Origin of the sequence: Anaeromyxobacter oryzisoli (assembly GCF_022690765.1) — a bacterium.
Classification (GTDB): domain Bacteria; phylum Myxococcota; class Myxococcia; order Myxococcales; family Anaeromyxobacteraceae; genus Anaeromyxobacter; species Anaeromyxobacter oryzisoli.
The window spans coordinates 40,130-58,904 of the sequence record NZ_JALCZA010000025.1; the positions used below are offsets into that span (position 1 = coordinate 40,130).

The window sequence follows — 18,775 nt, forward strand, 5'->3', positions numbered from 1 at the left end:
CGCAGCCGCGCGCGATCCGGCCGCGCGGCCTCATCGATCGAGCGCGTCCAGGAGGTCGCGCGCGACGGGGAGGTCCGAGCGGGCGCGCAGCGCGTCGAGGGACCCGACGTGGACCACCCGGCCCGCGTCGAGGACGGCGGTGCGTTCGCCGAGCGCCCGCGCCTCGCGCGGATCGTGGGTCACGTAGAGCGCGGTGGCCCCGCGCTCGCCCAGGAGCTCCCGGAACAGCCCGAGCAGCTCCTGCTTCAGGCCGACATCGAGGTTCGACAGCGGCTCGTCGAGGAGCACGGCGCGCGGCTCGACCACGAGCGCCCGCGCGATCGCGACGCGCTGGCGCTCGCCGCCGGAGAGCTCGCCGGGGTGACGGCGCTCCTTCCCGGCGAGCCCGACCCGGCGGAGGATCGACGCGATGCGCGCGTCGCGCTCCGCGCGCGGCACCCTCCTCGCCTCCAGGCCGAACGCGAGGTTGCCGTGGACGGTGAGGTGCGGCCAGAGGGCGAGGTCCTGGAACACCATCGCGATCCCGCGCTCCTCCGGCGGGAGCAGGCTCCGACCGCTGTCGGCGGCCACCACCTCGCCCACGCGCACGGTGCCCGAGCTCGGCGCGAGGAAGCCCGCGACCACCCGCAGGAGCGTGGTCTTCCCGGATCCCGAGCTCCCGAGGACGGAGAGCGTCTCGCCCGGTGCGGCGCGCAGCGAGACGTCGGCGAGCACCGCTCTCCCGTCGCGGGTCACGCTCACGCCGTCGAGCTGGATGGCCGCGCTCATCGCCTCCCCCGGAGCAGGAGCGCGGCGCCGAGCGCGAGGACCGCGGCCGTCATCGCGACCTGCACGCACGACAGCGCCGCGACCACGCCCTCGGGGCCGTTCGCCTCGAGGGTGAAGATCCGGACGGTCAGCGGCTCCTCCCCGGCCGGGTAGAGGAGCACGGCGGTCTCGAGGTCGCGGAGGCAGAACACGATCCCGAGCAGCCACGCGGCGCCGAGCCCGCGCGCGTGGATCGGCACGAGGACGCGGCCGAGGCGGCGCAGGAAGCGCGCGCCGCCTATCGCCGCCGCCTCCTCGTAATGGTCCGACCCTTGCGAGAACGCCACCGCCGCCGCGCGGAGGCCCACCGCGCCGTACCGCGCCGCGAGCGCCAGGACGACGATCGCACTCGTCCCGTACACCGCCTGGAGGGAGGGGCGGTTCCAGGTGGCGACGAGGGCCACCCCCAGCACGGTCGCGGGCGTCACGAAGGCGAGGACGGCCAGCGCGTCCAGCCCCAAGCCGCCGCGCCGGCGACGCGCCGCGGCGTGGCCGATGACGACGGCGAGCAGCAGGATGAGCGTCCCGGCGAGGAACGCGTCGAGCAGGCTGTTCCACGCGCTCGCCCCGATCCACCTCGGCAGCTCCGAGAACCCGCGGCCCCGCCCGGCGCGGATCGCGAGCGCCGCGAGGGGGAGGAGCGGCAGGAGCGCGGCGGCCGCGGCGAAGGCGGTCGCGGCCGGGCGCCAGCGTCCGAGGCGCAGGTCGGGCACCTCGCGGCTGCGGAGGCCGAGCACCCCGAACGCGCGCCGGCCCGCCGCGCGCCGCTCGAAGACGAGCAGCCCCACCGCGACCACGAACAGCGGCAGCGCCAGGGCGAACGCCTCGCCCGGCGCGTAGTCGACCCCGCCGAGCCGGGAGAACACCATGGCGGGATAGACGCCGACCCGGAGGAACATGGGGACGCCGAGCTCGGAGAGGGCGAGCGAGAAGACGACCAGGGCGGCGAGGGCGACGGCGGGACGGACGAGCGGAAGGAGGATCCGCACCGAGACGCGCCATGGGCCGGCGACGAGCAGCGCCGCCTCCTCGAGCGACGGGTCGACGGCTCGGAGCCCCACGACCACGAGGGAGGTGACCACCGGCGCGAGCGCGAGCGCGAGGACGAGGACGACGCCCGTCGGGGAGAACAGGAGGCGCGCGCCGAGCGCGGAGCCGGCGAGCCCGCCGCGGCCGAGGAGGTGGAACCAGCCCAGGGCGATCAGGAACGGCGGCAAGGACAGCGGGAAGGCGTGGAGCCAGAGGGCGAGCCTCCGGAGCGGCACGTCCGTCCGGCCGAGCAGGACGCCGAGCGGCAAACCGATCGCGAGCGCCGCGACGGTCACTGCCGCGGCGATCCCCAGCGACGCGAGCAGCAGGGACCACGTTCGCGGGGCAGACAGCGTTCGCGCGGCGTGGACGAGCGCCTCGCCCCGCGCGAGCTGGCCGCCGAGGGACACGAGCGGCACGAGCACCAGCCCGACCAGGACGCCGCCGGCCACGGCGAGGAGCAGCGGCTCCTCCCTGCGCCGGAGCCTCATCGTCACAACCCAGCCCATTCCCGGAGCCATGGCTGGAGCCGCTCCATCGTGTCCGCGACCCTGGAGTAGTCCACCGGCATTGCCCTGAGCTCGCTCGCCCGCTTGCCGCCGAGCGGTGGGTTGACGTCGGCGCGCAGCGGGATGTGCGAGGCGGCGTCGACGAGCTCCTGCTCGGCCGCCGTCGAGAGGAGATGGTCGACGAGGCGGCGCGCCTCCTCCGGATGCGGCCCCCTGAGCGGCACGACCACGGTGGGCATGAGCAACGTCCCCATCCCGTCCTGGTCGGGGTAGACCACCTCGACGGGCGCGCCCTCCCGGAGCGCCTCCGCCGCGTCATCGGTGTCGGCGAGCCCGAACGCCACCTCGCCGGACGCGACGAGCCGCTTCACCTCGCCGTTCGAGCTCGCGATCCGGCACCCGTTCGCCTTGAGCTGGACGAGGAATGCCTTCAGGGCGTCCTCGCCCCACGCGTTCGCGAGCGCGGCGACGTGCATCGTGGTCGTCCCGAAGAGCGGGTTCGCGATGGCGGTCTGCCCCCTCCACCGCGGGCTCGCGAGCTCGCGGATCGAGCGGGGCCGCTCGTCCGGCTTCACGCGATTCGTGTTCACGAGGAGGAGGCGCGCCCGCGCGGCGCCGCCCGTCCAGCTCCCGTCGGCGGCCTTGAACCCGGGCGGCACGGCCGCGGCGTTCGGCGAGGCGTACGGCCGCACGAGCCCGCGCTTCACCAGGAGGAGCGGGCGGACGGGATCACCCGACCAGAACACGTCGGCCTGCGGGTTCGCCGCCTCCGCGACGATCCGGTTCAGGACGCCGGTGCTCTTCGTCTCCTCGGTGTCGAACACCGCGCGGACCTTCACCCCGCTCCGGCGCTCGAAGTCGCGCAGGATCGGCTCCGTGAAGACCTGGTCGATCGACAGGTACACGACCACCTCTCGCGCGCGGCTCCGGCAGCTCACGGCGGTGGACGCCGCGAGGAGCGCCAGGACCAGGAACGCCATCCGTCGTCGGATCATCTCGGGAACCCCACGCTGAAGCCCCACGTCAAGCCGACCCTCAGCTCGGTCGTGTCCGTGCCGCCCGCGCGGGCCCGCCGGACGGCCGCGTCGAGCGCGAGCCGGTCGGACACGCGCCAGATCGCGCCGAGGAGGCCGGAGACCGTCGTGGGCAGGTCGCGCTCGTGCTCCACGAAGACCTCCGCCACCGGTCGAACCGTCCAGGCGTCGTGCCCTTCGAGGATGACCCCGCCGAACACGCCGGGCTCGTGGGCCCGGGTCCACGCCGCGGCGCCGTTCACGTGGACGGTGAGATCCGGCCAGCGCTGCGACACGATCACCGCCCACTCCGCGCCGACGCCGGGCCCTCCGTTGATGGTCGGGAGGAGGGCGCTCAGCTCGGTCGCGACGCTCGGCCCCCTCTTCTCCTGGAGGCTCCCCTCGCGCAGGACTCCCTTCAGAGAGAGGGCGGTGTCCTCGACGCGCAGCCGCGGCTCCTCGATGTTGCTGCCCAGCTTGACGAAGTGGCGCCCCTCCAGCACCGCCTCCCAGCGATCCGTGAACCCCCAGTTCAGGACGAGGCTCGGCGCGACCAGCGTCCGGTCCGGGCCCTCGACCAGGTACCCGGGCCCGGCCTCGATCTCCACCTCTCCCTTCGCCGCGACGGCTGCGTCCGTCGAGTTGAAGGGGCGATAGGCGCTCGCCGCGAGGGGCCAGGCGGCGACCCCGAGCGCCAGGAGAAAGCCGACGGCGGCGGCCAGGCGCCGCGAGGCTCCAGGTGTCGTCCTCACGCGGATCCTCAGCGGCTCGCCTGCACGGTGAGAGGCAAGGTGAAGCGTGAGATCTCCCGCTGGTCCCCCTTGAACGAGCGATCGTTATACCGGTTCAGATCGTAGACGAGGCTCGCCTCGACGGTGTAGCTCCCGTCGCGGAGCCTCGGCTGCCACGTGAGGACCCGCTCCTCGCCCGCCCGGATGGGCGCCTCGTGCGGCCCCTGCTCGTCCGCCTGCGTCGCGGCGATCCGGTCGGGGAGCTGCGCGTCCGCCTTCACGAAGGCGCGGTCGTCGGGGCGCGCCCCGTACCAGGGCGCGAACATCCACTCGCGCGTCGTGACGACCTTCCCCGCCCGATCGACGACCCGGGTCTGGAGATGGATGGCGCGGCGATTCGAGCCGGTCGGCACCGAGTGCCCGGCGCCGACGTTGATGAGGTGCAGCTCCACGTTCGCGCGCTTCGGCTGCGGCTGGAGCAGGACGAGGGAGAGCGCGCTCCCGAGCCGCTGGCCGGAGTGACCGCCGGTCCAGAGGTGACGGGCGACGGCCCGCACCGGGCTGTCGGCGTCCTCGACGGTCTTCCGCTGGGTCCGCGGCATGTGGCAGTCCTGGCACTGCTGCCGGCCGAGGCCCGGGCCGGCGAAGTCGTCGCGCCACTCGTAGTAGGTCTGGGTCTGCTCGCCGGGGACCCGCTTGCCCTTCGCGTGGCAGAACGCGCACATCTCCGAGCTCGACATCCGCGGGTCGGCCACGGTCTCGTGCGGCGCGCTCACCTGGTGCGGGCCCCTGATCTTCCCCTCGGGCGTGAGGTGGCAGGAGGCGCAGGTGATGCCCTCGGCCTGGGCCTCCGGCCGCGGCTGCGGCTTCACGATCTCGGCGCTGGAGCGCTCGGGGATCGCGAAGGGCTGCGGGAAGTGGCAGACGTTGCACCTCCTCCCCTCCTCCTCGGCCTCCCGGGCGTGGGCGGGCCACGGATCCGTCCCGGCCACCGCGTGGGCGCTCGCCGCGACGGAGGTGCCGGCGGGCATCGTGAGCGTCCGGTCACCCATCGTGCGCAGCTTCACGCCGGGTAGCGCATGTCGCTCCCGAACCCCTCCGCGTACTCGCGGTAGATGGCCTGGTGGCAGGCCCCGCACTCCACGGACGGCGTCGCGGTGCCCTTCGGGAAGTCCCTGGAGGGCGTCGGGGTCGCGGGTGCGGAGGGGGACGCGGCTCGCGCGCCGGTGGCGGCTCCGGTGGAGGTGGGCGCCTGCGCGCCGGCCACCGGAGCGGCGAGCGCGAGCAGCGAGAGCAGCAGCGCGAGAGCCTTCATGGGTGAGCTCTTGGTGATCGAGATGCGAAGCAAAGCCTAGCGAAGCGTGGTCACGGTGAGGGCGTCGAAGGAGGTGACCGAGTCGGCCTTGGTCCAGACGCCCACCTTCCCGGCCTCGCGGAACGTGTCGTCGGTGGCGTCGATGATCGGCTTCCCCTCCCAGATCACCCGGAGTCGATCGCCGCGCGCCTCGAGGGCGAGGGCGTGCCACGTCCCCGAGGCGACCCGTCCGCTCCAGCCCGCGATCTGCCGGCGTCGGCCGTTCACCACGCGGTACAGGTTCACGTTGTCCTCGCGGGCATTGGCCCGGGCCACGTAGTAGTTGTCGGCATCGCGGTAGCGGACGACCACCCCGCAGGCCTGATCCACCTTCCCGGAGACGGGCCTGCAACGGACCTCGGCGCGCACGTCCTTCGGCGCCGGCGCGTCGGCGACCGCCACCGGGAAGCGGTAATCGGTGCCGTCGTCGTCGACCTGGGCGAGCACGTGGTCGCCGGCCGGGGCGGTCGGGTCGGTCACGACGACCCACCTGCCGGGGGGGCCACCGCCCGTCCGACCGAAGGAGAAGCTGGCGGGCGGCGAGCCCACCGCGTCGCCCTGGAAGTCCCATGTCCGGTCCGCGCCCCGCGCCGGCGCCGCGCCCATGAGCGCGAGCCCGGCCACCAGCGCGGCGAGCGTCTTCGAGTGCCTGGTCATCGGTTCCTCCGGTCGGGGCGATCCGCTCCCCGTGCGAGCGCAGGATGGCGCGCCGGCGCCCCCGGCGCTCCTGAAGACTCCCTGACGGCGTCGTCAGGATCCGCTCGCCGCCGCGGCGCTATATCTCCCGGCGTGGCCGGGGAAGCGCGCGCCAGGATCCTGATCGTGGAGGACGAGGCGAAGGTGGCGCGGGCCCTCGCCGCGGGGCTCGCCGCGGAGGGGTTCGAGGCCCGCGTCGCGCCGACCGGGGAGGAGGGCTTCTTCCTCGTCTCGAGCGAGCCGTTCGACGTGGTGCTGCTCGACCTCATGCTCCCGAACCGCGGCGGACTCGAGATCCTCGCCGCGCTCCGCGCGCGCGGCCTCCACACGCCGGTGCTCATCCTCACGGCCCGGGACAGCGTCGAGGATCGGGTCTCGGGCCTCGACGCCGGCGCGGACGACTACCTCGTGAAGCCCTTCGCCTTCCCCGAGCTGCTCGCGCGACTCCGCGCCCTGCTCCGGCGCGGCCGGCTCGACCCCGCGTCGCGGCTGCGGCACGAGGACCTGGAGCTCGATCCCGTGAAGCGGTCCGCCGCCCGCGGCGAGCGGGCGCTCGAGCTCACCGCGAAGGAGTTCGAGCTGCTCGAGTACCTGCTCCGTCACCGCGGGCGCGTCGTCTCCCGCGAGATGCTGGCGCGCGACGTCTGGAAGGTCACCGCGCGCGCCACGCCGCTCGACAACGTGATCGACGTGACGGTCGCGCGCCTGCGCCGGAAGGTGGACGATCCCTTCCCGGCGAAGCTCGTCCACACGATCCGCGGCGTCGGCTTCCTGCTGGGGGCGGAGCCCGGATGACGCTCCGGCCGCGCAGCGTCCGGGCCCGCCTCGCGCTCTGGCACGCGGGGGTCCTCACGCTCCTCGTCTGCGCCTTCTCGGGCGCGGTCTACCTCCTCGTGCGCGGCCAGCTCCTCCGCGATCTGGACGAGCGGCTGGACCGGGATCTCGCGACCATCGAGCGGACCTACCGGCAGGCCGACTACGACCTCGCGGAGGTCGAGACCCGCGCCGGGGTCGAGCTCTTCGAGGTCACCCGCGGCGAGCGCGTCCTCTACCGGACGGCCGGCTGGACCCGGCTCGGGCTCGACCGGGCCGCGACGAGGGCGGCGCCGGCGAGCTGGTCCTCGCCGCGCGGCCCGTGGTACCGGGTCGAGGCGCGCTCTTGGGACGGCGTCCGGATCGCGGTCGCGGCCGACGAGGCGCTCACCCGCGCCGCCCTGGACCGGCTCGGGCTCGTCCTCGCCCTCGGGGTCCCCTGCGCGGCGCTGTTCGCGATGGGCGCCGGGTACCTCCTCGCGGGCCGCGTCCTGGCGCCGGTCGGCGCGATGGCCGAGCACGCTCGGCGCATCACCGCCGAGTCGCTCGACGCGAGGCTGCCCGTCGAGGATCCGCGCGACGAGTTCGGCCAGCTCGCCGGGGTCTTCAACGACACGCTGGCGCGCCTGCACGACGCGTTCGAGCGGCTCCGCCGCTTCACCGCGGACGCGTCGCACGAGCTGCGGACGCCGCTCACCGCCCTGCGGAGCGTGGGCGAGGTGGCGCTCCAGGAGCCGCGCGAGCCGGCGGCCTACCGCGAGGTCGTCGGCAGCATGCTGGAGGAGGTGGAGCGGCTGACCGGGCTCGTCGAGAGCCTGCTGCTCCTCACGCGGGCCGACTCCGGGCGGGTCGCCGCCGCCCGGGAGGCGGTGGACCTCGACGCGCTCGCGACGGGCGCGGTGGACCACCTGCGCGTCCTCGCGGAGGAGAAGGGGCAGGTGCTCACGACGGAGCTCCCGGTCGCGGTCCGGGCGCGGTGCGCTCCCGCGCTGGTGCGCCAGGCGATCGTGAACCTCCTCGACAACGCCATCCAGTACACGCCGCCGGGCGGGATCATCCGCGTCCGGGCCCGGGTCCTCGCCTCGGGCGAGCCCGCCGTCGAGGTCGAGGACACCGGCCCGGGGATCGCCGCGGCGCACCTGGAGCGGATCTTCGAGCGCTTCTACCGGGTAGACGCGGACCGATCCCGGCGGACCGGCGGCGCCGGGCTCGGCCTCGCCATCGCGCGCTCGGTCGTCGGGGCGACCGGCGGGCGGATCGAGGTCCAGAGCGCGGAGGGCCGGGGGAGCCTCTTCCGGATCGTGCTCCCCGACGCGGGCGCGCCCGGCTCACCTCCCGCGTGAGGCGATGATCCCTCGGCGGCTCGCCGTCACCTGGAACCGCCAGGAAGGCCGCGGCGCAGCTCATCCCAGTGGACCTCCGAACGGGCCGGGGGCGAAGGCGCGAAGGAGGCCGAGCACGCCTCCCCCGAGGACGACCGCGACGACGTTGAGGCGCCACTTCCAGAAGGTCATCGCCACGAACGCCGCCAGGCCGAGCACGACGGTGATCCAATCGATCGCGCCGCGCGGCATGAACGCGATCTTCGCGAGCGGGATCGAGATGGAGAAGATGAGCCCGACGACGCCCGAGGTGACGCCCTTCAGGAACTCCTTCAGGCCGGGTCTCGAGGTGAGCCAGTTCATGTAGCGGGCCGCCGGGAGGACGAAGAGGAAGGACGGCAGGAACAGCCAGACCGTGGAGAGCGTGGCGCCGGTCCACGGGATCCGGGCGCCGTGCCCGGCGAGGAAGCCGACGAAGATGCCGATCGAGATGAGCGGCCCGGGCGTGGTCTCGCCCAGCGCCAGCGCGTCGATCATCTGCCGGTCGCTGATCCACCCGTGGGTCGCGACCGCACCCTCGCGGATGTACGGCAGGACGGCGTAAGCGCCGCCGAAGGAGAAGAGCCCGACCTTGAAGAAGAACACCGAGATGTCGAACGCGCGCCTCGCCGCGGACTCGGCGGCGTCCGCGCGAGCCGCGGCGAGGAACGCGGCGGTCGTCGCCGCGGCCCGCGCCCAGGGGCCGACTCGCCGCCACGCGATGAAGAGGAGCCCGCAGGCGAACAGCACCAGCAGGAACGGGAGCTTCAGGAAGTAGAACGAGACGAAGGCCGCGATCGCGAGGACGACCGGGAAGACGCCCTTCAGCGCGGCGCGCGAGATCCGGACCAGCGCGGCGAGGAGGAGGGCGAGCCCGACCGGACGGAACCCCCAGAGCACCCCGAGCACCTGGGGCGTCTTCCCGTAATGAACGTAGATCCACGCGAGGGCGGACAGGGTGATGTAGCCGGGCAGGATGAAGAGCACGCCCGCGAGGATCCCGCCGCGGTAGCCGCCCTTCTTGTAGCCGACGTAGATGGCGAGCTGGAGCGCCTCCGGGCCGGGGAGCAGGTGGCAGAAGTTGAGCGCGCGGATGAACTCGTCCTCGCCGATCCACCTCTGCCGCTCCACCATCTGGAGGTGCATGAGGCCGATCTGGCCGACCGGCCCGCCGAACGCGAGCCACCCGAGCTTGAGGAAGTACCAGAAGAGCTCGCGCCACGAGACGCGCTCGGCCTCGGGCGGTGCTTCCGCGCGCGACTGGAGGCGGTCGTGCAAGCGCGCTGCTCACCTCGTCCCGACTTGCGTGGACGTGCGGTCGAGCGCGGCGCGCAGCCCCCGGGCGAGGTCCTGAGCAGGCCCGACGCCCCAGTAGTGCAGGAACATCATCCGCGGCTCCTCACCGGTCATGTGCTGGTGGATCGCGACGATGTCGATCCTGGCGCCGCGGAGCGCCTTCAGCACTCCCTGCAGCTCGCTCTCGAGCATGGCGAAGTCGCCGTCGACGACCGCTCGCTCGTCCGACCCGGCGAAGGCGGCCCAGGTGTTCACGCCCATGGAGTTGCCGACCTTCGTCCCGTGCATGCGGATCGTGCGGCCGATCTCGACCTTGTAGACGCCCTGGTTGGCCTTGCCCTCGGCGCCGAGGATCGCCGCAATCTTCGCGGTGTCGAGCGAAGATTGCGCGGGGTCGATCTGAACCGATGGGGTCTCGCCCTTCCCGCCGGCCGTCTCCTTCAGCTTCGCGAACACCTTCCCGACGGCCCCCGCGAGCGCGCGCTGGTCGCCTGTGCCGCCGATGTGCATGAACATCACGCGCGGCGTCTCCCAGAAGAAGTGGTTGTGCAGCGCGGTCACCTCGAGGCCCGCGTCGAGCGCCGCGCTCATCACGGGGTTCACCTGGTCCTCCGTGAGCACGATGTCCCCCATCACCATGGTGTGCCCGTGCGACGGCTCGAACGCGGCCCAGGCGGTGAGCCCCATGGATGTGGGGAGCTTCATGCCCGCCACGGTCGGCTGGAGGTCGCTCCGCGGGACGGAGACCTTGAACACGCCTTCCTTCCGGTCGATCTGCCCCTTCGCGCCCGTGAGCTGCTCGATGGCCGCGGTGTCGAGGCCGGGCACGTCCGGAGCCGCCTTGGCCGCCTGCCCGATCCCGGCGGCCAGCGTCACCTTCGAGTTCGGGAGTGCCTGCATCAGCGCCCCCGTGCCCGCGGGCTCCTCGTCCCTCTCGTCTTCGTCCGCGCGCGCAACGCCGAGGAGGGCAACGGTCGCTCCCGCCAGCGCGACCATCCCCCATGTCACCGTCACCCTGGATTCCATGTCGTTTCCCATGTCTCGTGATCGCCCTGCCGTGGCGCGGTGGCCTCCAAGAGCCGCTGCCGGACCTGGTCCCAGTCGACGTTCCGCATGAACGCGTCCACGTAGCGGGCGGCGGCGGCGCCGTAGTCGAGGTGATAGGCGTGCTCGTACATGTCGAGCACGAGCAGGGGGTGGCTCTCCGGAGCACCGCTCGTGTGATCCCAGGCCCAGTAGTTGTGGAGCTCCCCCCGCGAGGTGACGGCGAGGATGGCCCATCCCGAGCCGCCGGCCAGCGCATTGGCGGTCCGGCGGAACTCGGCCTCCCAGCGCGAGAACGAACCGAAGGCCCGCGCGAGGATCCGGTCCATCGTCTCGCCCGCGGCGCCGTCGCCGCCGAGGTTGCCGAAGTAGAGCTCGTGCAAGCGGACGGACCCGGTTCGCAGCAGCTCCTCGCGTTTGATGTCACCGTAGACGTAGGGCGGCAGCTCGGCGTCCTCGAGCATCGAGGCGAGCCGCTGCTCGATGGCGTTCAGCGCCTTGACCGCGCCGCAGTAGTTGTTCTCCCAGTGGGAGCGGAGGAGGCGCTCGGAGAGGCCCGGCAGCTTCGCGGGGTCGAACGGCAGCGGACGCGGCTCGTGGTTCCCCGCGAACGCAGGCGCGGTCCCCGCCGCGTGGGGTGATTCGTTCGCCATGGCACCTCCTCGCCCCGTCGGGCGTCGGCGCGGGCACCGACACGCTCGGGAGACATCGTGATCCGAGTCACTCGCGATGTAACAACTGTACCTGACGGATTCAACACACCGTCCGCGCGGGGGCCATCCCGAGGTGCGGGGCGGCGGGCCTCCGATCGAGAGGGCGGCCGGGATACCTCGAGGGCCGGTGGTGATTGTCGCCGCGGAGTCGTCGTGATCGGGAGGCGCCTCGCCCGACCGCGGACCATTGAATCTCGAGATGCAGTTGTTATATCCGGGACAGGTCAATGCGACCTCAGGACGCGAGCGCGGGAGCCGCGAAGACCCGCTGGCTCTTGCTGATTCATCAGATCCCGCCACGGCCCGCCTACCTGCGCGTGAAGGTCGGCAGGCACCTCCAGCGCGTCGGGGCGGTGGCCATCAAGAACTCGGTCTACGCGCTGCCGCGGAACGACGAGACCCAGGAGGACTTCCAGTGGGTCCTGCGCGAGGTGGTAAAGGGGGGCGGCGACGCGTCGATCGTCGAGGCGCAGTTCGTCGACGGCTTGTCGGACGACCAGGTGCTCGCGCTGTTCCAGTCCGCGAGGGAGGCGGACTACCGGACCCTCGCGGAAGAGGCGCGCAGGGTCGCCGGGTCGCTCCCCAGGCGGGGGTCTCCTCCCGAGAACCGCCGGAACGAGGTGGCGAACCAGATCGCTCGGCTCAGGCAGCGGCTGTCGGAGCTCGAGGCGATCGACTTCTTCGGGGCGCCTGGGCGTGAGATCGCCGAGGGCGTCGTGTCCGCGATGGAGGGGCGCATGAAACCCATCGAGCCGCGCGAGCCGCCGAAGCCCGCGCTCCGCCGGGAGGAGTACCGGGGGCGGACCTGGGTCACCCGGTCCGGGATCAAGGTCGATCGGATGGCGAGCGCCTGGCTCATCCGGAAGCACATCGACCCGCAGGCACGGTTCAAGTTCGTGCCGGCGAAGGGATACCGGCCGCAGCAGGGCGAGCTCCGGTTCGACATGTTCGACGCGGAGTTCACGCACGATGGCGAGCTCTGCACCTTCGAGGTCCTCCTCGAGCGGTTCGGGATCGACGACCCCGCGCTCCGCGCGATCGCCGAGATCGTGCACGACGTCGACGTGAAGGACGCGAAGTACGGCCGCGAGGAGGCGCCGGGGGTGGGCCAGGTGGTCGCCGGGATCGCGGCCGCGCACCCGGACGACGAGGCGCGCCTCGAGCGCGGCGCGGCCCTGTTCGACGACCTGTACGCGCTCCATCGCGGCGCGTCGAGGCGCTGAACGCCGAGCGACGGACCCGACCGCTTCGGCCGGCGGTCGTTATGTGAAAATGGGGACGTTCTGTCGCCCGCGCGGCGACCGGCCCCGACGAGGGCGCATCATGAAATGGATCACCCGCTCCGGCGTGAAGGTCGATCGCGTCGCGTGCCCTTGGCTCATCCGGAGGTTCGTGGACCCGGATGCCGAGTTCCTGTTCGTTCCTGCCGATCAGGTCATGCAGGTCGCGAGTCGCGAGGGGGCGACGCCCTACGATGCCGCTGGGGCGGAGCTGAACCACCGCGGGAAGGAGTGCTCCTTCGACGCGTTCTGCCGGAAGTTCGGCCTCCTGGAGAGGGACCCCGCCCTCGTGCTGATGGCCAAGATCGTGAACGGCGCCGACACGGACAACACGCTCTGGGACCAGCCGGAGAGCTGGGGCCTCGAGGCGATCGCCGAAGGGTTCCGCCACCTCGGCTTCAGGGACGACCACGAGATCAACGCGGCCGAGCGGATCGTGTACGACGCGCTCTACGCGTACTGCCAGCAGTGCGTCGGGAAGGGGCGGCCGGACGGGCAGTTCCGGAAGGTGGGCTGACCGCGATAGCTGCGCTGTGTTGCTGCGGCGCGCGGCTCAGTGGTCGTGGCGGTGGTGGATGTCCGGCAGGTGCGAATGGTCGTGCTCGAGCCGCTCGTGCCTGTGCGCGTGCGAATGCGGCTCCGTGACCGATGCGTCGTGCGCGTGCACGTGATGCGCGTCGTGCACATGGGCGTGCTCGTGCACGAGCGGCTCGTGGACGTGCGGGTGCGCGTGGCGCGCGCGGACGACGACGATGATTCCGAGGGCCATGACGGCGCCCGCGAAGAGGTGAGCGGCAGGCGGGCGCTCGCCCAGGAGCGGGACCGCCAGCAGGGCGCCGATGAAGGGCGCCGTCGCGAAGTAGGCCGCCTGCCGCGCCGCGCCGATGGCGCGAACGGCGAGGAGGAAGAGTACGAGACTGGCTCCGTACCCGAGAGCGCCGGTGAGGAGCGCCGCGGACACGCGTGCATCAGTGGGCCCGAACCGGGCACGAGGAGCTTCGCGACGGGCGTGCTCGCCCCGAAGAGAGCGGCAGCCAGGAGTCCGATCGCTGGGCCGTGGGAAGAGAAGCGTGCGGAAGCTTCGGATTGACGTGGGATACCCGGCATCGCAATCGACCAGAAAACACCGCACGAGGAAGACGGGCCACTGCTCGTGGGCCGTCGGAGATCCTCGATCACGATCTGCCACGGCGCGTCCATCACGACATCGCCGTCAGCGCCTCCGTGACGAGGAGGTCATTGTACGACGCTCTTTCGAGTGCCCGGACTCCGAAGCGAGTTGGGGTCGCCGTCGGAGGCGCGCGCGCCGGGCGCGTGAGCGCCGAGGAACCGCGCGACGCGCGCACGGGCCTGCTCCCGGTGCGTGAAGATGGCGACGTGCCGTCCGCCCTCGAGGGCGAGCAGCTCGGCGCGGGGGACCCGGGCGGCCATCTCCTCCGCCTGCTCGAACGGCGCGGCCTCGTCGGACGTGCCGTGCACCACGAGGAGCGGCGCCGCGAGCCGCTCCAGCGGGAAGGAGAGCTCGCTCCGGGTCACGGCGACGTCGTTCTCCGTGCCCGGCAGCCGGAGCGCCATCCGCTCCAGCGTGGAGGACTGCAGCTCGCGCAGCAGCGGCCCGACCTCCGGGTTGCGAAGCGTGCGCGCGCGCAGCTCGGGATCCGGGATCGAGCGGCGGGCCGCCTCCTCCGGATCGCGCTCCGCTCGCCGCCGCATCGCCGCGACGAGCGGACCGCAGCGGGCCATGAGCCGCATGACGTACCAGCCCAGGGGCAGCCGGGCCTCGACGCGCCGGCACACCGACGACACCATCACCACCCCCCAGCAGCGATCGGGGTGATCGAGCGCGAACGCGAGCGCGGACGGGCCGCCGCCGGAGACGGCCATCACCGCGGCGCGCTCGATGCCGAGCGCGTCGAGCAGATCGCGGTAGAGCGCGCCCTGCTCCGCCGGCGTCCGGGCCAGGGACAGGGCCGTCCCGAGGTACCCCGGACGCGACGGCGCGACGTACCGGAACGCGGGATCGCCCACGGTGCGCGCGAGCAGCAGCCCCTGATCCCAGCCCCCCAGGGCGCCGTGGAGGGAGAGCACGGTGGGCCCCTCGCCGCGGATCGCGCACTCCACCGGCCCTCGTCGCGTCTGCACCACGACCAGGCGGGAGTCGCCCGCCCCGTCCATCGCCGTCGTCTTCGTCCTCGCCGCCGTTCCCATCGGTGCAGAGCGCTCCGTGTCCATGTCGTCCTCCTGGCGGCCCGCTTCCTAGCCCCTCCCTGTCCCGCGCGTCTTGTGAGAACGCGACAGGCTCGCGGGAGCGGCCGGCGAAGCGAGGCTAGGAATGGTGCCGGTGGATGACCCGGGTCTCGGCGCGCGCGAGGAGGCGGCTGCGGCACGCGTCCTCGTCCCGTGGCAGGCGCGCGGTCAACGCCTTGAAGTCGCGGATCAGGTGCGGCTGGTCCGCGTAGCCGCAGGCGAGGGCGAGCTCGGCGAGCGTCCCGAACGCGCCGGAGCGCAGCGCCCCGAGGACGTGCCGCAGCCGGACCAGCCGGATCAGCCGCTTCGGCGTCATGCCGAGCTGGTCCCTGAAGCGGCGCTCCAGGGTCCGGGCGTGGAGACCGAGCTCGGCCGCGAGCTGGTCCACGCGGAGCTGCCCGCGCCGCGCCTCGAGCAGGAGCGCGCCGCGCCGGCAGTGGACGTCCTCGACGAGCGAACGGTCCTGCCCACCTGCCAGCTCCGCGAGCGCGCGCCGCCGCGAGCCGACGTCGGGCAGCGCGCTCAGTCGATCCGCCACCTCCTCCACCGGAACGCCGCCGAGCCGGGTGACCTCGACGAGCCCGTCGGTCAGGTCCGAGGAGCGGACGTCCGCGAGCCGGGGCGCCTGACCGGCCAGGAACCGGATCCCGAGGTACTCGGCGCCCGTGGCGCGCTCGATGGTGGCCCGCTCCGTGGCCGGGCCGAGGAGGACGGCGCGGCACCCCTCCGGCGAGCGCCGGAAGACGAGGTGCACGCCGGCGTCGGGGAAGAAGTCGTGCAACGTCGTGGCACCCCTCGGGCCACCCGGCGCGCCGTCGCCCGAGGCGGACCAGAGGAGATCGATCCGGCGCGCGAGGTGCGCGGGCGGGCGATCGAAGACGCCCGCGTCGGCCGCCTCGTCGCCGGGCACCCGCGGGCCGCGCTCGGCGGAGGTCTTCTCGGCGCGACGGGACGGCGAGCTGGACGGGCGCATCGGTCGGATCGCGAGCGCTGGCGCACGCTTCGCCGACGGTACCACGCCGAGCGCGGAACACCGATGAGCACGAGGAGACGATGGGCCGCTCGCGCACCGTGCGCGCCCGGCTCACCACCCGCTTGAAAATAGAGGGGGCCGGCACCGAGCTGGCGCCGGCCCCCGGCGGTCCGTCCGGGTCGGGGGGTACCCGGCCTTCTCGCCAAATCCACCACGGCGGCGCATCGGCATGGCCGCCGCTCGAGAGCGAGCTCGGGTGGGCGGCATCGGCGCCCTCGAGGACCTCGCGTGCTCACACACCGACGCTCGCGTCGTGTCCTTGAACCCTACTTCGACGTCCTCACGAAGTCAACGAAGCCGCGCCGAGGCGAGGGGCGAAGCCCCGGCCACGGGCCTCGTCGCCGTCAACGCTTGCCGGCGCGGAGGGAGGAGATCAGGGCCCCGAGGATGCGCACCGTCCGAGGCGACTCGGCCTTGAGGCGGCGCATGAGCCGCCGGAGCTCCGGCCGTCCCGCGTAGTCCGCCTCCGGCTCTCGCGCGGCGGCGCGCTCGGCCGCGTCGGCGGCCCGCTCCGTCCCGAGCCCGAGGAGCGTGTCCGTCCGGACGCCGAGCGACTCGGAGAGCCGGACCAGCGTGTCGGCGCGGGGGAGGACGCCGCCACGCTCCAGCCGCCCGCACACCTCGACGGCGATCCCGACGCGCTCGGCGAGCTCCGCCTGGGTCCACCCGCGCGCCTGCCTCGCCGCTCTCAGCTGCTGCGCGAAGGTGGCGGCAAGCGACCTGGACATCCGGACTCCCCACGGAAACGAGAGCCCCTCTTGTATGGCTTTCCCCCCGACCTGGTGAGGACGCCGGGATAGGGCCCTCGCACACGATGCTCACGTCGTGTCGCGGGCGGCCGGCGAGGGCATGTCCGACCCCCGGGTATCCTCTGTTCGTCCCGATGTCCCTCCGCCTCCTCCACACCGCCGACTGGCACCTCGGCCACACGCTCCACGGCGTCGAGCGCGGCCCCGAGCACGCGATCTTCCTCGCTTGGCTCCTCGAGACCCTCGCCCGCGAGCGCGTGGACGTCCTCCTCGTCGCGGGCGACGTCTTCGACGGCGCCAACCCGCCCACCTCGGCGCTCGAGCAGTGGTACCGGTTCCTCGCCGAGGCCTGGCGGACCATCCCGCGGCTGAAGATCGTGGTCGTCGCCGGGAACCACGACTCGCCCGCGCGCCTCGAGGTGGCGGACCCGCTGCTCCGCGCCCTCGGGCGGCTCCACGTGGTCGGCGCGGTCCGGCGCGAGGGCGGCGCGCCCGACCTCGATCCGCTCGTCATCCCACTCGAGGACGCGACGGGTGCCACCGCCGCCTGGATCGCGGCGGTCCCCTTCCTCCGGCTCGCCGACCTCGGGCCGGGCGCCGCGGAGGATCCCGTCGCGGCGGTGCGCGCCCTCTACGCCGCCGCGGTCGAGCGCGCCCGGGCCCGCCGCCGCCCCGGCCAGGCCCTCCTCGCGACCGGTCACCTCTATGCGGTGGGAGGGACCGTCTCCGAGCTCTCCGAGCGGAAGCTCGTCATCGGCAAGGAGGCCGCGATCCCCGCCGACGTCTTCCCGGACGACCTCGCCTACGTCGCCCTCGGGCACCTCCACCTCGCGCAGCCGGTGGGCGGGCGCGAGGCGGTCCGCTACGCCGGCTCGGTCCTGCCGCTCTCCTTCGACGAGCGGGCCTACGCGCACGGGGTGGTGCTGGTCGAGCTCGAGGGCGACGCGCTCTCCGCCTGCCGGACGCTCCCCGCTCCCCGGCCCGTCCCCCTCACCTCGGTCCCGGCCGGCCGGGAGCCGGCGCCGCTCGACGAGGTGCTCGCCGCGATCGCGGCGCTCCCGGCCCGCGGCGACGGGCCGGACGAGGCGCGGCCGCTCCTCGAGGTGAAGGTCCGCCTGGATCGGCCCGAGCCGTCGCTCCGCGCCCGGCTCGAGGCCGCGACGGACGGCAAGGAGGCCCGCCTCGTGCGGATCGCGACCGCCCTCACCGGCACCGGGCGGGCGCTCGCGGACGTCGAGACCCGCGCCCTGGCGGACCTCGATCCGGAGGAGGTGCTCCGGCGCAAGTGGGAGCGCGAGCACCAGGACCCGCTCCCGGACGCCCTGCTCGCGCTCTTCCACGAGCTGCTCGACCAGGTGCGGCGGGAGGCACCGTGAGGATCCTCGCCATCCGCGGCGAGAGCCTGGCGAGCCTCTACGGTCCGTTCCAGCTCCCCCTCGACCGGCCGCCCATCGACGGCGCCGGCCTCTTCTCGATCTCCGGCCCGACCGGCGCCGGGAAGTCCACCCTCCTCGACGCGCTCTGCCTCGCGCTCTACGGGCGGACGCCCCGCCTCAAGGACCGCGGCGCCGGGGTGCTCGTCGGCTGGTCCGAGGACGGCGAGCGGCTCGACGCGAACGACGTCCGCGGGCTCGTCTCCCGGGGCGCCACGGCGGCGATGGCGGAGGTGGACTACGAGGGGACGGACGGCGGCCGCTACCGCGCCACCTGGCGCGTCCGCCGCGCGCGCAACAAGCTCGAGGGCGCGCTCCAGCAACAGGTGATGACCGTCGCCGCCCTCGACGGCGGCGAGGTGCTCGCGGAGCGGGGCGCCGCGGCCCGGCTGAACGAGCAGAAGGTCGGGTTCACCTTCGACGAGTTCCGGCGCGCGGTGGTCCTCCCGCAGTTCGAGTTCACGAACTTCCTCCGGGCGAGCGCCGACGAGCGCGCGTCGATCCTCGAGCGCGTGACCGGCACCGCGATCTACTCGCGGCTCTCCCAGGCCGCGCACGCGCGGGCCTCGGCGGAGGCGGAGGCGCTCGCCGCCGTCGAGCGGCGGGCGGGCGAGGTGCAGGTCCTCGCCGCGGAGGACCGCCAGGCCCTGCTCGCCCGGCGCGAGCA

Annotated in this window: 20 protein-coding genes; 6 read left to right on the forward strand and 14 right to left on the reverse strand. The window is 73.6% G+C overall.

The genetic code is table 11. The features are described 5' to 3' along the window. Positions 1 to 30: 30 nt before the first annotated feature. From MNZ27_RS10225 to MNZ27_RS10255, 7 genes are read right to left on the reverse strand one after another with little or no spacing between them, the layout of a single operon-like run. Positions 31 to 768, reverse strand: coding sequence for an ABC transporter ATP-binding protein (locus MNZ27_RS10225; protein WP_242393948.1), 738 nt, complete (start codon positions 766 to 768; stop codon positions 31 to 33). After that, on the reverse strand, positions 765 to 2,327 hold the full coding sequence (locus MNZ27_RS10230; protein ID WP_242393949.1) for an ABC transporter permease: 1,563 nt from the start codon (positions 2,325 to 2,327) through the stop codon (positions 765 to 767). The genes MNZ27_RS10225 and MNZ27_RS10230 overlap by 4 nt, the downstream gene beginning before the upstream one ends. Positions 2,328 to 2,329: 2 nt before the next feature. Beyond that, positions 2,330 to 3,325, reverse strand: a complete 996-nt coding sequence (locus MNZ27_RS10235) for an ABC transporter substrate-binding protein (protein WP_242393950.1) — start codon at positions 3,323 to 3,325, stop codon at positions 2,330 to 2,332. An 11-nt stretch (positions 3,326 to 3,336) separates the two neighbouring features. Continuing rightward, the gene (locus MNZ27_RS10240; RefSeq protein ID WP_242393951.1) at positions 3,337 to 4,110 is read right to left on the reverse strand and encodes a hypothetical protein; all 774 of its coding nucleotides are present in this window, start codon (positions 4,108 to 4,110) and stop codon (positions 3,337 to 3,339) included. An 8-nt stretch (positions 4,111 to 4,118) separates the two neighbouring features. Next, positions 4,119 to 5,156, reverse strand: a complete 1,038-nt coding sequence (locus tag MNZ27_RS10245; protein ID WP_242393952.1) for a hypothetical protein — start codon at positions 5,154 to 5,156, stop codon at positions 4,119 to 4,121. Continuing rightward, on the reverse strand, positions 5,153 to 5,404 hold the full coding sequence (locus tag MNZ27_RS10250) for a hypothetical protein (protein ID WP_242393953.1): 252 nt from the start codon (positions 5,402 to 5,404) through the stop codon (positions 5,153 to 5,155). Before MNZ27_RS10250 ends, MNZ27_RS10245 begins: the two co-directional genes overlap by 4 nt. 36 nt (positions 5,405 to 5,440) lie before the next feature. Beyond that, positions 5,441 to 6,100, reverse strand: a complete 660-nt coding sequence (locus tag MNZ27_RS10255; protein WP_242393954.1) for a hypothetical protein — start codon at positions 6,098 to 6,100, stop codon at positions 5,441 to 5,443. 132 nt (positions 6,101 to 6,232) lie between these two features. Between MNZ27_RS10255 and MNZ27_RS10260 the strand changes: the two genes are divergently transcribed. Together MNZ27_RS10260 and MNZ27_RS10265 are read left to right on the forward strand one after the other, a co-directional pair. Further along, complete coding sequence (locus MNZ27_RS10260; RefSeq protein WP_242393955.1) at positions 6,233 to 6,934, forward strand: response regulator; 702 nt, start codon at positions 6,233 to 6,235, stop codon at positions 6,932 to 6,934. Then, on the forward strand, positions 6,931 to 8,295 hold the full coding sequence (locus MNZ27_RS10265) for a heavy metal sensor histidine kinase (RefSeq protein ID WP_242393956.1): 1,365 nt from the start codon (positions 6,931 to 6,933) through the stop codon (positions 8,293 to 8,295). Before MNZ27_RS10260 ends, MNZ27_RS10265 begins: the two co-directional genes overlap by 4 nt. A 60-nt stretch (positions 8,296 to 8,355) precedes the next feature. On the opposite strand, the gene chrA is transcribed toward MNZ27_RS10265, so the two are convergent. The 3 genes from chrA to MNZ27_RS10280 all read right to left on the reverse strand — a co-directional run bounded on the left by chrA (position 8,356) and on the right by MNZ27_RS10280 (position 11,306). Continuing rightward, positions 8,356 to 9,591, reverse strand: a complete 1,236-nt coding sequence (gene chrA, locus MNZ27_RS10270) for a chromate efflux transporter (RefSeq protein WP_242393957.1) — start codon at positions 9,589 to 9,591, stop codon at positions 8,356 to 8,358. A gap of 9 nt (positions 9,592 to 9,600) precedes the next feature. Continuing rightward, positions 9,601 to 10,509: a DUF1259 domain-containing protein gene (locus MNZ27_RS10275; protein WP_242393958.1), complete on the reverse strand. Its 909-nt coding sequence runs from the start codon at positions 10,507 to 10,509 to the stop codon at positions 9,601 to 9,603. A 110-nt stretch (positions 10,510 to 10,619) separates the two neighbouring features. Beyond that, on the reverse strand, positions 10,620 to 11,306 hold the full coding sequence (locus MNZ27_RS10280; protein ID WP_242393959.1) for a superoxide dismutase: 687 nt from the start codon (positions 11,304 to 11,306) through the stop codon (positions 10,620 to 10,622). 335 nt (positions 11,307 to 11,641) lie between these two features. Between MNZ27_RS10280 and MNZ27_RS10285 the strand changes: the two genes are divergently transcribed. Then, the gene (locus MNZ27_RS10285; RefSeq protein ID WP_242393960.1) at positions 11,642 to 12,589 is read left to right on the forward strand and encodes a chromate resistance protein ChrB domain-containing protein; all 948 of its coding nucleotides are present in this window, start codon (positions 11,642 to 11,644) and stop codon (positions 12,587 to 12,589) included. 100 nt (positions 12,590 to 12,689) lie between these two features. Further along, positions 12,690 to 13,163, forward strand: a complete 474-nt coding sequence (locus MNZ27_RS10290) for a chromate resistance protein ChrB domain-containing protein (RefSeq protein ID WP_242393961.1) — start codon at positions 12,690 to 12,692, stop codon at positions 13,161 to 13,163. A gap of 36 nt (positions 13,164 to 13,199) precedes the next feature. Here the strand turns inward: MNZ27_RS10290 and MNZ27_RS10295 are convergent, their stop codons facing one another. From MNZ27_RS10295 to MNZ27_RS10310, 4 genes are all read right to left on the reverse strand, one after another. Next, positions 13,200 to 13,607: a DMT family transporter gene (locus MNZ27_RS10295; RefSeq protein WP_242393962.1), complete on the reverse strand. Its 408-nt coding sequence runs from the start codon at positions 13,605 to 13,607 to the stop codon at positions 13,200 to 13,202. Positions 13,608 to 13,882: 275 nt separating this feature from the next. Beyond that, entirely contained in the window at positions 13,883 to 14,878 is a 996-nt protein-coding gene (locus MNZ27_RS10300; protein WP_242393963.1) for an alpha/beta fold hydrolase, read from the reverse strand. 94 nt (positions 14,879 to 14,972) lie between these two features. Beyond that, positions 14,973 to 15,866, reverse strand: a complete 894-nt coding sequence (locus MNZ27_RS10305; RefSeq protein WP_242393964.1) for a helix-turn-helix transcriptional regulator — start codon at positions 15,864 to 15,866, stop codon at positions 14,973 to 14,975. Positions 15,867 to 16,270: 404 nt separating this feature from the next. Continuing rightward, positions 16,271 to 16,654 (reverse strand): helix-turn-helix domain-containing protein, encoded by a 384-nt coding sequence (locus MNZ27_RS10310; protein ID WP_242393965.1) that lies wholly within the window; start codon positions 16,652 to 16,654, stop codon positions 16,271 to 16,273. A gap of 155 nt (positions 16,655 to 16,809) precedes the next feature. Between MNZ27_RS10310 and MNZ27_RS10315 the strand changes: the two genes are divergently transcribed. Both MNZ27_RS10315 and MNZ27_RS10320 read left to right on the forward strand, forming a co-directional pair. Next, positions 16,810 to 18,051, forward strand: coding sequence for an exonuclease SbcCD subunit D C-terminal domain-containing protein (locus MNZ27_RS10315; RefSeq protein WP_242393966.1), 1,242 nt, complete (start codon positions 16,810 to 16,812; stop codon positions 18,049 to 18,051). Further along, positions 18,048 to 18,775, forward strand: a 728-nt coding sequence (locus MNZ27_RS10320) for an AAA family ATPase (RefSeq protein WP_242393967.1), incomplete at its 3' end; no start/stop codon positions are given. The genes MNZ27_RS10315 and MNZ27_RS10320, both read left to right, overlap by 4 nt.

Excerpts from the sequence above, each read along its gene's own strand:
- MNZ27_RS10225 (WP_242393948.1), bottom strand. The coding sequence starts at position 768 with ATGAGCGCGGCCATCCAGCTCGACGGCGTGAGCGTGACCCGCGACGGG.
- MNZ27_RS10230 (WP_242393949.1), bottom strand. The coding sequence starts at position 2,327 with ATGAGGCTCCGGCGCAGGGAGGAGCCGCTGCTCCTCGCCGTGGCCGGC.
- MNZ27_RS10235 (WP_242393950.1), bottom strand. The coding sequence starts at position 3,325 with ATGGCGTTCCTGGTCCTGGCGCTCCTCGCGGCGTCCACCGCCGTGAGC.
- MNZ27_RS10250 (WP_242393953.1), bottom strand. The coding sequence starts at position 5,404 with ATGAAGGCTCTCGCGCTGCTGCTCTCGCTGCTCGCGCTCGCCGCTCCG.
- MNZ27_RS10255 (WP_242393954.1), bottom strand. The coding sequence starts at position 6,100 with ATGACCAGGCACTCGAAGACGCTCGCCGCGCTGGTGGCCGGGCTCGCG.
- MNZ27_RS10265 (WP_242393956.1), top strand. The coding sequence starts at position 6,931 with ATGACGCTCCGGCCGCGCAGCGTCCGGGCCCGCCTCGCGCTCTGGCAC.
- MNZ27_RS10275 (WP_242393958.1), bottom strand. The coding sequence starts at position 10,509 with ATGCAGGCACTCCCGAACTCGAAGGTGACGCTGGCCGCCGGGATCGGG.
- MNZ27_RS10280 (WP_242393959.1), bottom strand. The coding sequence starts at position 11,306 with ATGGCGAACGAATCACCCCACGCGGCGGGGACCGCGCCTGCGTTCGCG.
- MNZ27_RS10290 (WP_242393961.1), top strand. The coding sequence starts at position 12,690 with ATGAAATGGATCACCCGCTCCGGCGTGAAGGTCGATCGCGTCGCGTGC.
- MNZ27_RS10300 (WP_242393963.1), bottom strand. The coding sequence starts at position 14,878 with ATGGACACGGAGCGCTCTGCACCGATGGGAACGGCGGCGAGGACGAAG.
- MNZ27_RS10305 (WP_242393964.1), bottom strand. The coding sequence starts at position 15,866 with ATGCGCCCGTCCAGCTCGCCGTCCCGTCGCGCCGAGAAGACCTCCGCC.
- MNZ27_RS10310 (WP_242393965.1), bottom strand. The coding sequence starts at position 16,654 with ATGTCCAGGTCGCTTGCCGCCACCTTCGCGCAGCAGCTGAGAGCGGCG.
- MNZ27_RS10315 (WP_242393966.1), top strand. The coding sequence starts at position 16,810 with ATGTCCCTCCGCCTCCTCCACACCGCCGACTGGCACCTCGGCCACACG.